This is a genomic window from Mailhella massiliensis (genome assembly GCF_020741395.1).
GTDB lineage: Bacteria > Desulfobacterota > Desulfovibrionia > Desulfovibrionales > Desulfovibrionaceae > Mailhella > Mailhella massiliensis_A.
The window spans coordinates 1-14781 of the sequence record NZ_DYZA01000039.1 but is presented as its reverse complement, the minus strand read 5'-3'; the positions used below and the strand labels follow the sequence as shown (position 1 = coordinate 14781).

The window sequence follows — 14781 nt, the reverse complement described above, 5'->3', positions numbered from 1 at the left end:
GTATAGTGGATCTTCACGACTTTTCCAGCAAGATTGCGGAAGCGACCAGGAACCTTTCCCCTGCGGAAAGGGAGACCCTGCGCAAGATTTTTGAAGGCGTTTCCCTGGAGCTTCTTGAGAAGGCGGCCAAGGCCGTTCCCGCCGCTCCTGCTCCTTCCGCCGCGTGCAGTCACGGCGCGGGAGTGCCCGACGGGCCTACGGAAAGGCATAAGCGCCTGAAGGCCAACTTCCTGAAGCAGGTGCCCACCATCTCCATACACCGCGCCAGGGTCATCACGGAGATCGACAAGGCCAATCCCGGTCTGCCCAAGATCGAGCTGCGCGCCAAGGCCTTCCGCCGCTGCTGCGAGACTGCTCCCCTGGTCATACAGAAGGATGAGCTCATCGTGGGCTGCCCCTGCGGCGGGCCGCGTACGGGCGCGTTTTCTCCCGATATTTCCTGGCGTTGGCTGCGCGATGAGCTGGATACCATCGCCCACCGCCCGCAGGATCCCTTCTATATTTCCGAAGAGGACAAGAAGGTGCTGCGCGAGGAAATCTTCCCCTACTGGCAGGGCAAGTCCGTGGATGAATACTGCGAGGCGCAGTACCGCGAGGCCGGAGTGTGGGAGCTTTCCGGCGAGTCCTTCGTGTCCGACTGCTCATACCACGCGCTGAACGGCGGCGGCGACTCCAACCCCGGCTACGACGTCATCCTCATGAAGAAGGGCATGCTCGATATCCAGCGCGAGGCTCGCGAGCACCTGGAGCATCTCGATTACGAGAATCCCGAGGATCTGGACAAGATTTACTTCTACAAGTCCATCATCGACACCACCGAAGGCGTGATGACGTATGCCCGTCGTCTGTCGGAATACGCCGCCGAGCTGGCCGGTAAGGAATCTGATCCCGTGCGCAAGGCCGAACTTCTGAAAATCGCGGAAGTGAATGCCCGTGTACCTGCCCATGCGCCTTCCACCTTCTGGGAAGCCATTCAGGCCGTATGGACCGTGGAATCCCTGCTTCCCGTGGAAGAGAACCAGACAGGTATGTCCATCGGCCGCGTGGACCAGTACATGTATCCCTTCTATAAGGCAGATCTTGAGTCCGGCCGCATGACTGAATATCAGGCTTTCGACCTTGCGGGCTGCATGCTCATCAAGATGTCGGAAATGATGTGGCTCACGAGCGAGGGCGGCTCCAAGTTCTTCGCGGGCTATCAGCCCTTTGTGAACATGTGCGTGGGCGGCGTCACCCGCGAGGGCCGCGATGCCACCAACGACCTCACCTATCTGCTCATGGACGCGGTGCGTCATGTACGCATCTATCAGCCTTCCCTTGCCACCCGTGTGCACAACAAGTCGCCGGAGAAGTACCTGCGCAAGATCGTGGACGTCATCCGCTCCGGCATGGGCTTCCCGGCCGTGCACTTCGACGATACCCACATCAAGATGATGCTCGCCAAGGGCGTATCCATTGAAGATGCGCGCGACTACTGCCTCATGGGCTGTGTGGAACCGCAGAAGGCGGGGCGCCTCTATCAGTGGACCTCCACTTCCTATACCCAGTGGCCTATCTGCATCGAGCTTGTACTCAACCACGGTGTGCCGCTCTGGTACGGCAAGAAGGTCTGCCCCGACCTCGGCGACCTTTCCCAGTTCGACACCTGGGAAAAGTTCGACGCCGCGGTGAAGGAACAGATCAAGTATATCACCAAGTGGACCTCCGTGGCCACCGTGATTTCCCAGCGCGTGCACCGTGAGCTTGCTCCCAAGCCCCTCATGTCCGTCATGTACGAGGGGTGCATGGAACACGGCTGCGACGTGTCTTCCGGCGGCGCCATGTACAACTTCGGGCCCGGCGTGGTCTGGAGCGGCCTTGCTACCTACGCGGACTCCATGGCCGCCATAAAGAAGCTGGTGTACGATGACAAGAAGTACACGCTGGAACAGCTCAACGAGGCGCTCAAGGCTGACTTCCAGGGTTATGAACAGGTGCGCGCCGACTGCCTCGCCGCGCCCAAGTACGGCAACGACGACGACTACGCCGACTACATCGCCGCCGACCTCATCGCCTTTACCGAACGTGAGCACCGCAAGTACAGGACGCTTTACTCCGTGCTGAGCCACGGCACGCTGTCCATTTCCAACAATACCCCCTTCGGGCAGCTCACCGGCGCGTCCGCCAACGGCCGTCATGCCTGGCTGCCCCTTTCCGACGGCATCAGCCCCACCCAGGGCGCGGACTACAAGGGGCCCACGGCCATTATCAAGAGCGTTTCCAAAATGGCCAACGACAACATGAACATCGGCCTTGTGCATAACTTCAAGCTCATGAGCGGCCTGCTCGATACGCCGGAAGGCGAGAACGGCATCGTCACGCTCATCCGCACGGCCAGCATCCTCGGCAACGGCGAGATGCAGTTCAACTATCTTGATAACGACACGTTGCTGGAAGCCCAGCGGCACCCGGAAAACTACCGTGACCTGGTGGTGCGCGTGGCCGGCTACAGCGCCTTCTTCGTGGAGCTGTGCAAGGACGTGCAGGACGAAATCATCAGCAGAACGGTGCTGCGCTCCATCTAGCGCGGCGTCTTTGTACGGTGAAAGGGAGCCCGGCCGCAGGGCCGGGCTCAAACAGGGAATCTAGCGGAGCGGTTTCGCTGTGGAAAGAAAGGCACTGATATTCAACATACAGAAGTACAATCTGTATGACGGGCCGGGCATCAGGACGCTGGTCTTTTTCAAGGGCTGCCCCCTGCGCTGTCTGTGGTGCTCCAACCCTGAAGGGCAGCTTCGCGCCTATCAGATCCTGTTCAAGAAGGACAGGTGCGTCAACTGCGGCGCATGCGCGGCGGTCTGCCCGACCGGGGTGCACGCCATGGCCGATTCCCGCCATGAGATCCGGCGCGAGGTGGAATGTATAGGCTGCCGCGCCTGCGAAAAGGCCTGTGCGCAGTCTGCGCTCAGCATTTCCGGCGAGTACCGCACGATTTCGGAAATCATGGAAGTCATTGAAGAGGACAGACCCTTCTATCAGAGCTCCGGCGGCGGTGTGACGCTCGGCGGGGGCGAGGTGCTCATGCAGCCCGAGGCCGCCGTCAACCTGCTCACCACCTGCAAGGAGCGGGGCATCAACACCGCCATGGAAACCTGCGGCTACGCAAGGCCCGAGGTGGTGCGCCGTGCCGCGGAAGTGACGGACCTTTTCCTTTTCGACGTCAAGCACATGGATTCCGACCGCCATTACCGGCTTACCGGCGTGCGCAACGAGCTGATCCTCGACAATCTGCGCTGGCTTCTGGAAAACCGCAGTAACGTCAAGGTGCGCGTACCGCTTCTTCGCGGCGTGAACGACGGTGAGAGCGATATCGAGGCTATGGTGCGTTTCCTTGCCCCGTACAAGGGCCATCGCAATTTCAAGGGCATAGATCTTCTGCCCTACCATAAGATGGGCGTGAACAAATACGCGCAGCTCGGCAGGGAGTACCCCATGCAGGGCGACCCCGCGCTGGACGAATCCGATCTGGCGAGGGTGGAAGATATCATCAGGCGTTACGATTTTCCGGTAACGGTGATCAGGCACTGAGCCTGAGGAGGCTTTTCCATGCTGGCACTCGGACTTGTGGAAACCAGGGGACTGCTCGCGGCGATAGAGGGCGCAGACGCCATGCTCAAGGCCGCCGACGTGCGTCTTCTGGAAAAGAACCTGGCCACCGGAGGGCTGGTGACCATTACCGTGGCGGGCGAGGTCTCCGCCGTGCAGGCCTCCGTGGACGCGGCAAAGGCCTGCATACTGCGCATAGCCGGGGCGGAACTTGTGTCCACCCATGTCATACCTCGGCCGGATGAGGAGCTTTGCGGCATACTGCGCCTTGACCCCGATGCGGGTGAAAAGGATCCCGAGCCGCCCCTTCCCTCCTCAGGAGGCGGAGTGACGCGCGGCGCGGCGTTTGTGAGCGAAGAGGTGAAGCGTGTCTCCGGCAAGGCGGAAGAAGTTCCCGATGAGGACGCCCTTGCCGAGGCCAGGCTGAAGAGAATGAGCCTGAACCGGCTGCGCCGTATGGCCTGGAACATGGAAGGCCTGTCCATGTCCGAGGAAGCCGTGGCGTCGGCCGACAAAAAATCCCTGATTGCCGCTATATTGAAGGCTTCAGGAAAATAGAGGAGTAGTTCAATGGTAGACAAGGATTTGTTGTCCATTCAGGAAGCCCGTTCTCTGGTGCGCGCCGCCCGCGCCGCCCAGGCCGAGTTCTCGCAGCTGGGGCAGGAACGCATTGACGCGGTGGTCAAAGCCGTTTCCGAAGCCACGGCCGCCCAGGCCGAGGCACTGGCTGTCATGGCCAACGAAGAGACAGGCTACGGCAAGCCGCAGGATAAGAAGACCAAGAACCTGCTTGCCAGCGAGAAGGTCTACGCCTGTATCAAGGATATGAAGACGGTGGGGATTCTCCGCGAGGACAAGGTCAACAAGATCGTGGAAATCGCCGTTCCCGTCGGGGTCATCGCGGGCATCATTCCTTCCACCAACCCCACCTCCACAGTCATCTATAAGTCTCTCATTTCGCTGAAGGCCGGCAACGCCATCGTGTTCACGCCGCACCCCGCCGCAAAGAAGTGCATCGGCCGTACCGTGCAGATCATCAAAGAAGCGCTGCACAGCTGCAACGTGAGCACCGATCTTGTGAGCTGCATCAGTGTGCCTACCATGGAAGGCAGCGCCGAGCTCATGAAAATTGCCGACCTTATCCTTGCCACCGGCGGTCCCGGCATGGTCAAGGCTGCCTACAGCTCCGGCACGCCCGCCCTCGGCGTGGGTGCGGGCAACGTGCCCGCCTTCATTGAGCGCAGTGCCGATATCAAGGACGCCGTGACCAAAATCATGACCAGCAAGACCTTCGACAACGGCACCATCTGCGCTTCGGAACAGTCCATTGTGACTGAAGCCGTCATCGCCGCCGAAGTGAAGCGTGAACTCATCGCCCAGGGCGGTTTCTTCCTGGAAGGGGAGAATCTTGCCAAGGTGAAGGCCGTCATGGAGCGGGGCAACGGCTCCATGAACCCGGCTATCGTGGGCCGCGACGCGCAGACCATTGCGCGCATCGCAGGCATCGAAGTGCCCGCCGGGACGCGCCTGCTCATTTCCGACGAGGCGGGCGTGGGCCCCAAGTTCCCCTTCTCCAAGGAAAAGCTTACGGCGCTTCTGGGCTTTTATGTGGTCAACGACTGGCATCAGGCCTGCGAGCTGTGCCATGCCCTGCTGCACAACTGCGGTATCGGCCACTCCTTGGCCATACACTCCCACAACGAGGAAATCATCCGCGAATTCGGCCTGAAGAAACCCGTTTCCCGTATTCTGGTGAACACCCCCTCCACCCATGGCGGCGTGGGCATCACCACCGGGCTCTTCCCCTCCTTCACTCTGGGCTGCGGTGCGGTGGGCGGCAGCGCCACCTCCGACAACGTGACGCCCATGAACCTTCTGAACATCCGCCGCGTGGCCTATGACCTCGGCAACACTCCCTGCGAGGCGCATCACGAATGCTGCCACAGCGAAGCTCCTGCCCACGGCTCTGCCTGCGGCGCAACTTCCGGTATTGATATCAACGCCATCACCTCGTTGATAGTCGCGGAACTCAAGAAAGTCATGTAAGCTGAGCCTGCAGCCGGAAAAGCCGGGCGGGCCACCCCATAATCAACCAGAGAAAACCCTTTCAAGGAGATGGATATGACTTCCACCAATGCTTTGGGCATGATCGAAACCAGAGGTCTCGTCGGCGCCGTTGAAGCGGCCGATGCCATGGTCAAGGCCGCCAACGTCACCCTCATCGGACGCGTGCAGGTCGGCGGCGGGCTCGTCACCGTCATGGTTCGCGGCGACGTGGGCGCGGTGAAGGCAGCCACGGATGCCGGTTCTGCCGCCGCCCAGAAGGTCGGCGAGCTCGTCAGCGTGCATGTCATCCCCCGTCCTCATTCCGAAGTGGAGCTTATCCTGCCCCATAAGGAAGCGTAAGCGCATGGCGCGGGCCGGAAGCGGTTTCCGGCCCCTGCCGCATTCGCCGGTGAAGGCTGCTCCTGCGGGTGCTTCGATATTGCAGTGGAGACAACATGAACGAACAAGCCATGAAAGACGTGCTGGCGCAGATCCTTTCCTGCGTGCTCAACGAGGTGGCGGCCCAGGCGGGCCATACCTGTTCCGCGCCGGAAAACGGGCCCATCCCTGTGGAGCTTTCCGCCCGTCACGTTCACCTCAGTGAAAAGGACGCCATAGCCCTGTTCGGCGCGCCGCTGACCCATGCCCGGGATCTTTCCCAGCCGGGCCAGTTCCTGTGCAAGGAGCGCGTGCGCATTATCGGGCCCAAGGGCGTCATGGACAACGTCGCCATACTCGGCCCTTCCCGGGGCAAGTCGCAGGTGGAGATTTCCAAAACCGACGCACGCGCTCTGGGTGTGGATGCGCCGGTGCGCCAGTCCGGTGATGTTGCCGGTTCCCCCGGTATCATTCTCGCCTCGGATCACGGCATCGTGGGCCTTGAGGAAGGCGTCATTGTGGCTTCCCGCCACATTCACATGACTCCGGCGGACGCGGCCCGCTTCGGCGTGGCCGACAATGACATGGTAAGCGTGCGTCTCGGTACGGAACGGCCCGTGGTGTTTGAAGATGTGCTTGTGCGCGTGAGCGACAAGTTCAGTCTCGCCATGCATATAGACGCCGATGAAGGCAACGGTTCCGGCTGGAAGAAGGGCGTGGACGGTGTAATCGTCGGCAAGTCCGGGTGTTGCCATGGACATTGAGGCGGTCAACAGCCGTATAGGCGAGCTGGAACGCCTCATCGGCAAGCCCGTGAAGCCTGAACCTTCCGAGCGCCTCTTTGTGGGGGTGGATCTCGGCACGGCCTACATCGTGGTGGTCGTGGTCGACGCCGAGGGCCGCCCCATGGGCTGTGCCCTGGAGTTCGCGCAGGTGGTGCGCGACGGCCTCGTGGTGGACTATACCGGGGCGACGGCCATTGTGCGCCGGCTTGTCCGCCAGCTTGAGGAAGGCCTCGGCCGGGAGCTGGAATACGCGGCCATTGCCGTGCCTCCGGGTACCGGCGAGCGCGAATGTGCTACGCATCGCCATGTGGTGGAAGGCGCGGGGCTCACCGTCACGTCCATTTTGGACGAGCCTACGGCGGCCAATGCCGTGCTCGGGGTAGATAACGGCGTCATTGTGGACATTGGCGGCGGTACTACCGGGCTTTCCGTTCTTGAGGACGGCAAGGTGGTCTATGTGGCCGACGAACCTACCGGCGGTACGCACCTTTCCCTGGTGCTGGCGGGCAATTACGGCGTGAGCTTTGAAGATGCGGAAGAAATAAAGAAGGATCCTTCCCGGCAGAAGGAAATCCTGCCCGTGGTGAAGCCCGTACTGGAGAAAATGGCCAGCATTATCAATCGGCATATCGCCGGGCGCGATGTGGAGGTGGTTTACCTTGTGGGCGGCACCTGCTGCCTGAAGGATATGGAAAAAATCATCGCCAAGGAAACGGGAAAGACGGTGTGCAAACCCGCCAATCCTTTCCTGGTCACGCCTCTGGGTATAGCGCTCAACTGTGCGGCGGGCGCTGAAGTATAGCGGGGAAAGCATGATGGATATGGCGGAACTTGTGCGCACCGTGGTTCAGGAAGTCCTGGCACGGACGGAAAATTTCCGGGCGAAGGCCTGCGTGAGGGTACTTGCCCCCCGCGACGAAGCGCTTGCGGAACGTGTCGGCGCACTTATTGCTCCGTTCTACGAAGGCGGGGCGGATATCCTTTTCCTGGGAGAGGATGCCGGAGGCCGCATGCCGGAGCGCCATATCCTGCCCGTGCTGTCCTGCTCCGACATGGCAGATCTCGCTGTAGGGCGCGCTTCTTCCCCTTGTATGGAGGAAGTGCTCGGTTTGCTGCTCCGCGGCGTGAAGGTGGAGATCCTGGAATTTTCCTACCGCGCCTGGGCCGACACCGCTCCCGGCCCGCTGTATGAACTTTATGCCGCTCATGAAAAGACCCTGGCCGGGTACGGCCTCCGGGCCTTCCGGCCCTGGGTGCCCGAAAAGGCCATGGTGCGGGAAAAGCTGATCACCGCCGCCATGGTGGAAAAGGCAGGGGCCGAGGGCCGCCGTACGCTGGTGATCCCGGCCGCGGCCAGCGTCACGCCTCTTGCATCGGAAAAGGCGGAAGAGCTGCACATGCGCATCATGAAGGAAGGAGAGGCATGATTATCGGCATTGTGATCGGCAACGTATGGGCCACCAAGAAGGAAGAGGCGCTCAACGGCTTCAAGCTCATGGTGGTACAGCGCATCGACCCGGCGGATGGAAAGCGTCACGAAAGTCTTGTTGCTGCCGACTGCGTGGGTGCGGGCATAGGGGAGCAGGTGCTTGTAGTCACCGGTTCTTCGGCGCGCATGGCCCTCGCCTCATCCGATATTCCCATGGATGCCGCCATTGTGGGCATCCTGGACGAAGTAGAGATTACAAAGGGTTTGTGAGGATTGCATGGACAGTCTCGGGGTGGTGGAAGTTTCCGGTATAGCTTCCGGCGTGGAGCTTGCCGATGCCATGGTCAAGGCAGCCGAAGTGGAGCTTGTCCGCGCAGGCACGCTTTGTTCGGGGCGCTTTCTCATCTATGTCGCGGGCGAGCGCGAGGCTGTGGGCACTTCCGTGGCCCTTGCGGAATCTTCGGGCCGGAAGATTGTCGGATCCTTTGTGATTTCCCATATTTCTCCCCAGGTGACGGCCGCGCTGAGAAAAAGCGAAGCGGCCATGCCCGGGGAAGCGCTGGGCGTGGTGGAGAGCCGTTTCGTATCCCCGGCCCTTCACGCCGCCGACAGGGCGGTGAAGCGTTCCGCCGTCCGGCTGCTGAAATTTGTGTCCGGCCAGGGCATTGCGGGCAAGGCGTTCTTTGTGCTCGGCGGCGACGTGGCCGCCGTGCGCGAGGCCGTGGAGGCCGCCCGTGAGGCGCTTGGTTCCAGACTTGTGGAAGCCGTGGTCATTCCCAATCCCGCCGAAGCGTTGGCAAGGGCATTGACGGGCGCAGTGAGGTAAGCATGAAAAAAGAACTGATCAGTGTGGAGAATCTCGACGCTTTCATCTGCCGGCAGGACGGGAAGCTCTATGTCGGCAAGAACCGGATTTTGACGCCGGGCGCGAAGGACGAGCTTGCCCGGCGCAAGGTGAGCGTCGTGTACGGCGAGGAACCGGCTCCGGCGGAACCCGTTCAGGCTCCCTGCCGGGGAGGCTGCGGAGCGGGCAAGACCTTTTTCGTGGGCCCTGAGGAAGGGGCGGGCCTTGCCTCCGCGGGCAGCCTGGAGAGCCTTTCCATGGCAGTGGCGCACATGCTGAGGACGCAGTACGGCGTGACTGATCCCAATGAAGTCCGTGCCATGACTGTGGAAGCCCTTAAAACCATCAGGGATAATATCTGAGATTGCGGTGCGCCGCATGACGAAGACCATCAGCCGTGCCCTTCACAGGCACGCCATAGTTAACACATAAGGAGAACATCCATGAAACTCGACGCACTCGGCATGATTGAAACAAGAGGCCTTGTTGGGGCCATTGAAGCCGCTGACGCCATGGTCAAGGCCGCAAACGTGACGCTCATCGGCCGCGAACAGGTAGGCGGCGGCCTTGTCACCGTCATGGTGCGCGGCGACGTGGGTGCGGTGAAGGCCGCTACCGACGCGGGCGCTGCCGCTGCAGAACGTGTGGGCGAACTGCGCAGCGTACACGTCATCCCCCGCCCCCACAGCGAAGTGGAGCTGATCCTGCCCCATCGCTCTGAAGAGGCCGAATAGTATTTTTGTCCGGGAAGGGGGATACTCTTCCCGGGCAAGCAGTCCGGGTGAAAGGGACCGTTTCGGTTTTCTGAAGGTCCGGCAGCGCGGGCAAGATCCCGCGGATTAACTTTTAAAAGCGTTGCGTATGCGCCGTGAAGCGGCGTAGTCCGTGGGGCGGCAAAAGCAGATCCATGGAGAAATACGCAGCGCAGGCATATTTTGCGGAGAACCAGCGTGACCCAGTTCCACGGAAAAACAAAGATATGCTACGGCAAATACGCCCTTGATACCCTGGAGGAACTGCCCTGTACCCGCGCCTTCGTGGTGACGGATCCTTTTATGGTCAAGAGCGGCTTCGCCGACCAGATCACCAGCCATCTGGAACGGCGGGATATCCCGCACCGCATTTTTTCCAGCGTGGAGCCCGATCCCTCCCTGGAAACGGTGAAGCAGGGTACCGTCGAATTTGTGGCCAGCCGGGCCGACCTCATTGTGGCTCTCGGCGGCGGCTCCGCTATCGACACGGCCAAAGCCATTGCCTTTTTCGCGCACAAGGCCGCGCCCAACCTGCCACAGCCTCTTCTGGCTGCCATTCCCACCACGAGCGGTACAGGTTCCGAAGTCACGGCCATTTCCGTAGTCACGGACAAAAAGCACGGCGTGAAAATTCCCCTGAACGATGAGCTGCTCATTCCCGACGTGGCCATTCTCGACGCGCGCTTCACCCGCACCGTGCCGCCTTCCGTCACGGCGGCCACAGGCATGGATGTGCTCACCCACGCCGTGGAGGCTTATACCTCGCGCGACAACAATGCTTTTACCGATATTCTCGCCGTGCAGGCCATACGCTATGTGTTCTCCTACCTGCTCAAGGCCTACCAGCAGATGGAAGACATGGAAGCGCGTGAAATGATGCTGCTCGGCTCCTGCATGGCGGGCATGGCCTTCAACAACAGCGGCCTCGGCATTACGCACAGCATGGCCCATGCGCTCGGCGGGCAGTTCCATATTCCCCACGGCCTGGCCAACGCCGTGCTCCTGCCCTATACCATACGTTTCAACAGTTTTGATGCAGGCGTCCGCTACAGGGAACTTGCTCGCATCATCGGCCTGCCCCATGGCAATGTGGAAGAGGGGACAAGCGGCCTTATTACGGCCGTACGCGGCCTGAACGAAGCCATGGGCATACCGGCGCGCATACGCGACCTCAAGGTGGAGGAGGCAGCCTTCGCCTCCGCTCTCGATATCATGGCTGCGCATGCCCTGGAGGACATGTGCACGAAGAGCAATCCCAGACGGCCTTCCGTATCGGATATCAGGCAGCTTCTGGAGCAGGCGTGGTAGGATAGTATTTGCCCCGCACCCGGGGAGAGAAAACAGGAATCCCGCGCAGCCCGTTGCCGGAGAGGCGCGCGGGAAAAGGGCGCTTTTTATGGATTGCGCGCCGGACGCAGCCCGTGCGGCACGAGCGGCGTCATGTCATGCCGGAGGACGGAAGAATGAATCAGATTGTCGAAAGAATACGGGAAGCCGGCGTGGTCGGCGCAGGCGGCGCCGGTCTGCCCACGCACGTCAAGGCCGACGCCACGGTGGATACGGTTCTTGTGAACGGCGCTTCCTGCGAGCCTTTGCTCATGAGCGATCCGCATCTTATGGAACATGAGGTGGATACCTTGCTCCGCGGGTTGAAGGCCGTCATGGAATGTACCGGTGCGAAGAAGGGTATGGTCTGCCTGAAGGGCAAGCATGCCAAAGCCATGGCATCGGTACGCGAGGCCGTGGCCCGCGAGGGGAGCGGCACTCTGGAAGCTTTTGAACTCGGGGATTTCTACCCTGCAGGCGATGAGCAGGTGTTGGTGTATGAAGCTCTCGGGCGTATCGTGCCCGAACGCGGTCTGCCCCTTCAGGTGGGGGCCGTGGTGAGCAATGTGGAGACGCTGTACAATGTCGCCCGTGCGCTGGACGGCATACCCGTGACGGAGCGTTACCTCACCGTGGCGGGCGAAGTACGCAGGCCCATGGTGGTCAAGGCGCCTGTGGGCACGCCTGTGGCCGAAGTCATAGCTTTTGCCGGAGGGGCGACCATCTCCGAATATTGCGTGGTGGACGGCGGCCCCATGATGGGCAAAGTGCTTCCCGATGTTTCCCGCGCCGTGGTCACCAAGACGACGAGCGGCCTTCTGGTACTTCCGCCCGATCACAATGTGGTGGTGCGCAAGGTCATGGATCCCGCGAGAGTGCGGCAGATCACCAACACCATTTGCTGCCAGTGCTCCCGCTGCACGGATCTGTGTCCCCGCCATCTGCTCGGGCACGACCTGCATCCCAACAAGCTCATGCGCGTGTTCGCGGGGCAGGATCTGGCGAGCGAAACGGCCAAAGAAGCACTTTTGTGTTCCGAATGCGGCCTGTGCGAGAAGTTCGCCTGCCCTATGATGGTTTCCCCGCGCGAGGTCAACGCGCAGATCAAGAAGGAACTTATGAAGGCGGGCGTGAAGTGGGTTTCCTCCGGCCGTGCGCTTGAGCCGAACCACTTCCGCGAGGAGCGCCGCGTGCCCACCGCGCGGCTTATCCAGCGCCTGGATCTTGTGGAATATGATACGCATCCCGGTTATGCCGGGGAAATCGTGCCTTCCCGGGTAAGTATTCCGCTTCGCCAGCACATCGGCGCGCCCGCCGTGTGCGTCGTTTCCGAGGGCATGCATGTGAAATGCGGCGACCTCATCGGCGAGATTCCCGAAAAAGCCATGGGCGCGAGGGTGCACGCCAGCATCGACGGCGTGGTGGAGTCCGTTGCGGACGGAATGATAACTATCAAGGCGTGAGGAACTTGTAATGAAATTACGCACTATCGGCTGCGTGGAACTGAACAGCATCAGCGCGGGCCTGCATGTCGCGGACGAAATGGTGAAGGCCGCCGAAGTACAGCTTGTCCTTTCCCGCCCCACCTGCCCGGGCCGTTATCTTGTCATCGTCACCGGCGATACCGGAGCGGTGAAGAGCTCCGTGGCCCGCGGCCGCGATATCGGCGCGGATATGGTGGTAGACTGGTTTGTCATTCCCAGTGTGCATGAGGCCGTGATACCCGCCATGAACGGCACCGCAGTCTGCCCCCGTATTGATGCCTTAGGCTGCATTGAAACCTGCACTACGGCGGCCTGCGTGCTTGCCGCCGATGCTGCGGCCAAGGCCGGTCAGGTGCACCTTATTGAACTGCGCTTCGCCTCGGGCCTCGGCGGCAAGGCCTACATCGTCATGACCGGTGAGGTCAGTTCCGTGCAGGCTTCCGTGGATGCTGGCGTGTCGGTCGTGGGAGCCGAAGGCTCCGGCCCGGTGCTCAGCCACATCGTCATCCCCTCGCCCAGCGAGGATCTCAAAAAGCATCTTCTCGGGTAACACCGGCCGTGCGGGGAAGGAGCGCTCCTTTCCCGCGCTTCCGGACGGAAAAGAAAGGCCGGCATTATGGGCAGGATCAGCGACGAACCGAAGCAGCGTGTCATCCAGGAATATGTTCCGGGTAAGCAGATCACGCTCGCCCATGTCATCGCCAGTCCCAACAGAGGTATTTACCTCAAGCTGGGGCTGGACGATACGGTAAGCGACGCTCTCGGTATACTCACCATCACTCCTGCGGAAGGGGTCATCATCGCGGCGGACATTGCCACCAAGTCTGGTTCCGTGGATATAGGCTTCCTGGACCGCTTCGGCGGTTCCCTGCTTCTTGTGGGGGACGTGGCCAGTGTGGAATCGGCGCTCAAAAGCGTCATCGCCTATTTCGACGGCGTGCTGCACTATGCCTCCGTGGATATGACGCGCACCTGAGAATATCGGATATATTGCATGGCCCGGCCCGCTGAAAGCCCGCCGGGCTTTTGTGCGTCATGGGCCGGAGCGCGGAACAGTCGGAGAGATTTTTTCGGTGAAGCTTCGCAAAAAACGGCGTTACATGCGTCGGAGATGTTTTTTACGGTGCGTATGGGCCGAGGAGGACGACGCGGCTTTTCGGGCCGAAGACCTGCGGGAGATGCGAGGGAAACATGCGTTCCGCACCGATCCGTCGTAGCTGCGGCTCGGTGAAGGGAAATGGGCGTCCCCGGAGAGCCGAAAAACGCCCCGCGCAAACGAAGGAGTTTCGTTTTCATACAGGGAAGATATGTCCGGCAAGCGCCTGTACCGGAGAATCGACCTTGCGCGGCACAACACAGCTTCAGGCCGTGAGGAGCCGCGCCCGGAGGAGAAGTCATGCTGAAAACCATGCTGATAGGGGAATGGCGCTCGGGCAAAAGCTCGCTCATTTGTGCGCTTTCCGGTGCGGAATACACGCCGCGCAAAGTGCTTGCCGTGGATTTTTTCCATAATTTCGTCAATACGCCCAGCGAGTTTCTGGAAAACCGCCGTTTCTATCCCGCGCTCATCACCGCTTCTGCGGATTGCGATATTCTTGTGTTCGTACAGGATGCCACGCGCACTTTCTGTCAGATTCCGCCGGGATTCGCCTCCATGTTCAACCGCCGCGTCATCGGTGTGATTACGAAAATCGACCTGCCGGAAGCGAACCCTGAGCGTGCCCGGCGTTTTCTGCATAACGCCGGGGTGCGGGACATGTTCTGCGTGAGCGTCACGCAGGGTACGGGTATGGAGGAACTCCGGGCCGCGCTTTCCGGTGGGGAGGGACAGTAGGGGTTCATGGCCCACGGCTCATGGAGAGTCGTTTACTTTTATAATTGGAAAATTCAACAGTCCGTTATCTTTTGTATATTTCGGAAAATATGATTTTTGTGACATTATTCATATTGATCTGGGAAAATGATCTGTTTCTGTCATTTTGTTGAATATATTCAAAAGGTTAAGTCTTCAATAGAAAGACTATAGAGTGTTCATAGAGTAAATTATATGATAAAGAGAGATTTTTTCATATGTAAATGATATTGAAGCTATATATTTTGATGGGTAATATTATTCAATGAGGTTCATACGGATATACCGTTGAAACCTCAT

At 60.4% G+C, this 14781-nt stretch carries 17 protein-coding genes; all 17 read left to right on the top strand.

Annotation, left to right across the window (positions count from 1 at the left end; translation table 11 throughout):
- The first annotated feature begins 5 nt into the window (after positions 1–5).
- The 17 genes from cutC to K8W16_RS02115 all read left to right on the top strand — a co-directional run bounded on the left by cutC (position 6) and on the right by K8W16_RS02115 (position 14463).
- On the top strand, positions 6–2564 hold the full coding sequence (cutC, locus tag K8W16_RS02195) for a choline trimethylamine-lyase (RefSeq protein WP_304120764.1): 2559 nt from the start codon (positions 6–8) through the stop codon (positions 2562–2564).
- Positions 2565–2643: 79 nt separating this feature from the next.
- On the top strand, positions 2644–3567 hold the full coding sequence (gene cutD / locus K8W16_RS02190) for a choline TMA-lyase-activating enzyme (RefSeq protein WP_304120762.1): 924 nt from the start codon (positions 2644–2646) through the stop codon (positions 3565–3567).
- Positions 3568–3585: 18 nt separating this feature from the next.
- A complete protein-coding gene (locus K8W16_RS12345) occupies positions 3586–4143 on the top strand; it encodes a BMC domain-containing protein (protein ID WP_369694450.1) in 558 nt (185 codons plus the stop codon).
- A 12-nt stretch (positions 4144–4155) separates the two neighbouring features.
- Entirely contained in the window at positions 4156–5631 is a 1476-nt protein-coding gene (locus tag K8W16_RS02180) for an acetaldehyde dehydrogenase (acetylating) (protein WP_304120761.1), read from the top strand.
- 75 nt (positions 5632–5706) lie between these two features.
- Positions 5707–5991: an ethanolamine utilization microcompartment protein EutM gene (gene eutM / locus K8W16_RS02175; RefSeq protein WP_294555503.1), complete on the top strand. Its 285-nt coding sequence runs from the start codon at positions 5707–5709 to the stop codon at positions 5989–5991.
- A 95-nt stretch (positions 5992–6086) separates the two neighbouring features.
- Positions 6087–6773: a phosphate propanoyltransferase gene (locus tag K8W16_RS02170; RefSeq protein ID WP_304120758.1), complete on the top strand. Its 687-nt coding sequence runs from the start codon at positions 6087–6089 to the stop codon at positions 6771–6773.
- On the top strand, positions 6763–7596 hold the full coding sequence (gene eutJ / locus K8W16_RS02165; RefSeq protein ID WP_304120756.1) for an ethanolamine utilization protein EutJ: 834 nt from the start codon (positions 6763–6765) through the stop codon (positions 7594–7596). Before K8W16_RS02170 ends, eutJ begins: the two co-directional genes overlap by 11 nt.
- A gap of 19 nt (positions 7597–7615) precedes the next feature.
- On the top strand, positions 7616–8221 hold the full coding sequence (locus K8W16_RS02160) for a hypothetical protein (protein ID WP_304120754.1): 606 nt from the start codon (positions 7616–7618) through the stop codon (positions 8219–8221).
- Complete coding sequence (locus K8W16_RS02155) at positions 8218–8493, top strand: EutN/CcmL family microcompartment protein (protein ID WP_304120752.1); 276 nt, start codon at positions 8218–8220, stop codon at positions 8491–8493. The genes K8W16_RS02160 and K8W16_RS02155 overlap by 4 nt, the downstream gene beginning before the upstream one ends.
- A 7-nt stretch (positions 8494–8500) precedes the next feature.
- Positions 8501–9049, top strand: coding sequence for a BMC domain-containing protein (locus tag K8W16_RS02150; RefSeq protein ID WP_304120751.1), 549 nt, complete (start codon positions 8501–8503; stop codon positions 9047–9049).
- A gap of 2 nt (positions 9050–9051) precedes the next feature.
- Positions 9052–9429 carry a hypothetical protein gene (locus K8W16_RS02145; protein WP_304120749.1) on the top strand — a complete coding sequence of 126 codons (378 nt, stop codon included), beginning with the start codon at positions 9052–9054 and terminating at the stop codon, positions 9427–9429.
- Positions 9430–9510: 81 nt separating this feature from the next.
- Positions 9511–9801, top strand: coding sequence for an ethanolamine utilization microcompartment protein EutM (gene eutM / locus K8W16_RS02140; RefSeq protein ID WP_304120748.1), 291 nt, complete (start codon positions 9511–9513; stop codon positions 9799–9801).
- A gap of 216 nt (positions 9802–10017) precedes the next feature.
- Positions 10018–11127 carry a 1-propanol dehydrogenase PduQ gene (locus K8W16_RS02135; protein ID WP_304120746.1) on the top strand — a complete coding sequence of 370 codons (1110 nt, stop codon included), beginning with the start codon at positions 10018–10020 and terminating at the stop codon, positions 11125–11127.
- A gap of 155 nt (positions 11128–11282) precedes the next feature.
- Positions 11283–12608: a 4Fe-4S dicluster domain-containing protein gene (locus K8W16_RS02130; RefSeq protein WP_304120745.1), complete on the top strand. Its 1326-nt coding sequence runs from the start codon at positions 11283–11285 to the stop codon at positions 12606–12608.
- 10 nt (positions 12609–12618) lie between these two features.
- Positions 12619–13179, top strand: coding sequence for a BMC domain-containing protein (locus K8W16_RS02125; protein WP_304120743.1), 561 nt, complete (start codon positions 12619–12621; stop codon positions 13177–13179).
- Between the two features lie 66 nt (positions 13180–13245).
- The gene (locus K8W16_RS02120; RefSeq protein ID WP_294555535.1) at positions 13246–13605 is read left to right on the top strand and encodes a BMC domain-containing protein; all 360 of its coding nucleotides are present in this window, start codon (positions 13246–13248) and stop codon (positions 13603–13605) included.
- Positions 13606–14025: 420 nt separating this feature from the next.
- Positions 14026–14463 (top strand): EutP/PduV family microcompartment system protein, encoded by a 438-nt coding sequence (locus K8W16_RS02115; RefSeq protein ID WP_304120740.1) that lies wholly within the window; start codon positions 14026–14028, stop codon positions 14461–14463.
- The last annotated feature ends 318 nt before the right edge of the window (positions 14464–14781 follow it).

Coding starts and splice junctions, on each gene's coding strand:
- K8W16_RS02125 (WP_304120743.1), top strand. CDS start 12,619: ATGAAATTACGCACTATCGGCTGCGTGGAACTGAACAGCATCAGCGCG.
- eutM (WP_304120748.1), top strand. CDS start 9,511: ATGAAACTCGACGCACTCGGCATGATTGAAACAAGAGGCCTTGTTGGG.
- K8W16_RS02145 (WP_304120749.1), top strand. CDS start 9,052: ATGAAAAAAGAACTGATCAGTGTGGAGAATCTCGACGCTTTCATCTGC.
- K8W16_RS02155 (WP_304120752.1), top strand. CDS start 8,218: ATGATTATCGGCATTGTGATCGGCAACGTATGGGCCACCAAGAAGGAA.
- K8W16_RS02160 (WP_304120754.1), top strand. CDS start 7,616: ATGGCGGAACTTGTGCGCACCGTGGTTCAGGAAGTCCTGGCACGGACG.
- K8W16_RS02115 (WP_304120740.1), top strand. CDS start 14,026: ATGCTGAAAACCATGCTGATAGGGGAATGGCGCTCGGGCAAAAGCTCG.
- K8W16_RS02130 (WP_304120745.1), top strand. CDS start 11,283: ATGAATCAGATTGTCGAAAGAATACGGGAAGCCGGCGTGGTCGGCGCA.
- eutM (WP_294555503.1), top strand. CDS start 5,707: ATGACTTCCACCAATGCTTTGGGCATGATCGAAACCAGAGGTCTCGTC.
- K8W16_RS12345 (WP_369694450.1), top strand. CDS start 3,586: ATGCTGGCACTCGGACTTGTGGAAACCAGGGGACTGCTCGCGGCGATA.
- eutJ (WP_304120756.1), top strand. CDS start 6,763: ATGGACATTGAGGCGGTCAACAGCCGTATAGGCGAGCTGGAACGCCTC.
- K8W16_RS02150 (WP_304120751.1), top strand. CDS start 8,501: ATGGACAGTCTCGGGGTGGTGGAAGTTTCCGGTATAGCTTCCGGCGTG.
- K8W16_RS02170 (WP_304120758.1), top strand. CDS start 6,087: ATGAACGAACAAGCCATGAAAGACGTGCTGGCGCAGATCCTTTCCTGC.
- K8W16_RS02120 (WP_294555535.1), top strand. CDS start 13,246: ATGGGCAGGATCAGCGACGAACCGAAGCAGCGTGTCATCCAGGAATAT.
- K8W16_RS02180 (WP_304120761.1), top strand. CDS start 4,156: ATGGTAGACAAGGATTTGTTGTCCATTCAGGAAGCCCGTTCTCTGGTG.